This is a genomic window from Cobetia sp. (genome assembly GCF_983723665.1).
The window spans coordinates 1-3073 of the sequence record NZ_CFDJES010000225.1 but is presented as its reverse complement, the minus strand read 5'-3'; the positions used below and the strand labels follow the sequence as shown (position 1 = coordinate 3073).

The window sequence follows — 3073 nt, the reverse complement described above, 5'->3', positions numbered from 1 at the left end:
CTCTATCTGCAATTCGCGCGCAACTTCGATGAGCGCCCGGATGCCACCTTCCTCGATACCGTTGAAGGCCACGGCTACACCTTCGCCCAGGCACGCACCGCCGCCGACCAGATGGCCAGTGCCCTGCGCGAGCTGGGCGTGGCACCGGGCGACCGCGTCGCGGTGCAGATCGACAAGAGCTGCGAAACCGTCATCCTGTATCTCGCCTGCCTGCAGGTCGGGGCGGTCTATCTGCCGCTGAACACCGCCTACACCGGCGAGGAGATCCGCTACTTCCTGGGCGACGCCGGCCCGCATCTGTATGTCTGCCAGCCCAAGGTGCTGGAGACGGCACGCGAACTTGGCCAGCAATGCGGCGTGCCACGCGTCGAGAGCCTCGGTACCGAGCAGGACGGCAGTCTGATGGAGCAGGCGCGCCAGTGCAGCGCGAGCCACGAGGTCGAGCCACGCGCCGCCGATGATCTCGCCGCCATTCTGTATACCTCCGGCACCACCGGACGCAGCAAGGGCGCGATGCTGACCCACGCCAACCTGGCCTCCAACTGCCAGGCACTGGCCGAGACCTGGCGCTTCAGCGCGGACGACCACCTGATCCACGCCCTGCCCATCTTCCATACCCACGGCCTGTTCGTGGCCTGCAATATCGTGCTGACCGTCGGCGCCTCGATGACCTTCCTGCCCAAGTTCGATGCCGAGCAGATTCTTGACCTGATGCCGCGCTCCAGCGTGCTGATGGGCGTGCCGACCTTCTACACGCGCCTGCTGGAATCCGAGCGCCTCAACCGCGAGACGACCGCCAGCATGCGCCTGTTCGTCTCCGGTTCCGCGCCGCTGCTCAGCGAGACCCATAGCGAATTCAGCGCACGCACCGGCCACGCGATTCTCGAACGCTACGGCATGACCGAGACCAACATGAACACCTCCAACCCCTATGATGGCGAGCGCCGTCCGGGCACGGTGGGCATGGCGCTGCCCGGCAGCGAAGTGCGCGTCACCGACCGCGAGACAGGCGCCATCCTGCCGCGTGGCGAGACGGGGCTGATCGAGGTGCGTGGGTCGAACGTCTTCAAGGGCTACTGGAAGATGCCGGAGAAGACCGCCAGCGAATTTCGCGAGGATGGCTTCTTCATCACCGGCGATCTCGGCCATATCGATGCCGATGGCTATCTGTGCATCAGCGGCCGCGACAAGGACCTGATCATCTCCGGCGGCTACAACATCTACCCGAAGGAGGTGGAGCTGCTGATCGATGACATGCCCGGCGTCAACGAATCGGCGGTGTTCGGCGTGCCGCATCCTGACTTCGGCGAAGGCGTCTGCGCGGTGGTGGTGATGCAGCACGGCCACCAGGACAGTCTCGATGAAGCGGCGGTGCTGGTCGCCCTCAGCGACAAGCTGGCCCGCTACAAGCAGCCCAAGCGCGTGTTCTTCATCGACAGCCTGCCACGCAACGTGATGGGCAAGGTGCAGAAGAAACAGCTGCGCGAGGAGTATGCCGAGCTGTTCGCACCTGAGCCGGCCCGTTCACACGGCTGAGTCAGCACAGCCAGGCCTGCCCACGATACATTCGTGCCATCGGCATGGCGTGACGCCATCACGTCATGCCGGTGGGTTCATTCACTCTCAAGACCTGCAGAGGACAGGCAAAGGACAGGCAAAGGACGCGCAATAGTCAGACACAAGACACGTAAAGCCAGGCTAGCCAACCTGAATAGTCCAACCTGGATGGACAAGAAGTTAGATAAATCAGAAAGACGACAAGACGCCACACTGATTCACCACCACTTCACCACAACAACAAGAAGGTATTACGCCATGGTGATCTACGGAGTTGCCCTGCTCGCAGGGTGCATGATGGCCGGTCTCGTGATCGGTGATCTGCTCGGAGAAATGCTCAATATCGATTCCAATCTCGGCGGCGTCGGCATCGCGATGCTGCTGCTCATCTTCATCACCGGCGTACTGAAGGACCGCGGCAAGATGGCCGACAGCACCGCCAGCGGCATCAATTTCTGGAACGCGATGTACATCCCCATCGTGGTCGCGATGGCCGCCAGCCAGAACGTGGTCGCGGCCTTCAGTGGCGGCATGGTCGCGCTGGTGGCGGGCGTGCTGGCCGTGGTGCTGGGGCTGGCCCTCGTGCCGCTGCTGACCGGCAAGCGCCCCGAGAATGCGCTGGAAGATGACCCGCTCGCCGGCGAGACCCGCTATACGCCGACCAGAACCTCGGTGACGACGGGTGCGCCGGTGCTGGACCGCAGCCGCCACACCTCCTCCACTCCTGCGCACAAACACTGAGGGCTGAACCATGATCGAGTCACTCGTCCAACTGTTCGACAAGTATCATCTGGTCGCCGCCTTCGCCGTGATCGGCCTGGCGATGTATGTCGCCTACTGGATCAGCAACAACCTGACCCACGGCAAGCTACACGGCTCCGCCATCGCCATCATTCTCGGCCTGGTGCTGGCCTATGTGGGCGGCGCGACCACCGGCGGCAGCAAGGGGCTCTCGGATGTCACGCTGTTCTCGGGGCTTGGCCTGATGGGCGGCGGCATGCTGCGTGATCTCGCGATCATCGCCACCGCCTACGGGGTCAACCTGAAGGAAATCCGCCAGACCGGCTTTCGTGGGGTCGTGGCGCTGTTCGTCGGCGTGCTGATCTCCTTCATCGCCGGTGGTGGTGTCGCCATCGCCTTCGGCTATACCGACCCGGTCGATATCACCACCATCGGCGCGGGCGCGGTCACCTACATCGTCGGCCCGGTCACCGGTGCCACCCTGGGGGCAAGCTCCGAAGTGGTCGCGCTGTCGATCGCGGCCGGACTGGTGAAGTCGATCCTGACCATGGTCGCCACGCCGATGACGGCGCGCCTGATCGGGCTCGACAATCCCCGCTCCGCGATGATCTTCGGCGGCCTGATCGGCACCACCAGCGGCGTCGCGGCCGGTCTCGCCGCCACCGATGCCCGCCTGGTGCCCTACGGCGCGATGACGGCCACCTTCTACACCGGCCTGGGCATTCTGCTCGCCCCGACGGTGCTGTTCCTGGCGGTACGTGCGGTGATGTAAGCG

At 64.3% G+C, this 3073-nt stretch carries 3 protein-coding genes; all 3 read left to right on the top strand.

Annotation, left to right across the window (positions count from 1 at the left end):
- A partial coding sequence (locus AC4FAH_RS14150; protein WP_490246268.1) for a malonate--CoA ligase occupies positions 1–1536 on the top strand: 1536 nt, incomplete at its 5' end.
- A gap of 279 nt (positions 1537–1815) precedes the next feature.
- On the top strand, positions 1816–2298 hold the full coding sequence (gene madL, locus AC4FAH_RS14145) for a malonate transporter subunit MadL (RefSeq protein WP_131432133.1): 483 nt from the start codon (positions 1816–1818) through the stop codon (positions 2296–2298).
- Positions 2299–2308: 10 nt separating this feature from the next.
- Positions 2309–3070: a malonate transporter subunit MadM gene (gene madM / locus AC4FAH_RS14140; RefSeq protein WP_054556957.1), complete on the top strand. Its 762-nt coding sequence runs from the start codon at positions 2309–2311 to the stop codon at positions 3068–3070.
- Positions 3071–3073: the final 3 nt, after the last annotated feature.

Excerpts from the sequence above, each read along its gene's own strand:
- madL (WP_131432133.1), top strand. The coding sequence starts at position 1,816 with ATGGTGATCTACGGAGTTGCCCTGCTCGCAGGGTGCATGATGGCCGGT.
- madM (WP_054556957.1), top strand. The coding sequence starts at position 2,309 with ATGATCGAGTCACTCGTCCAACTGTTCGACAAGTATCATCTGGTCGCC.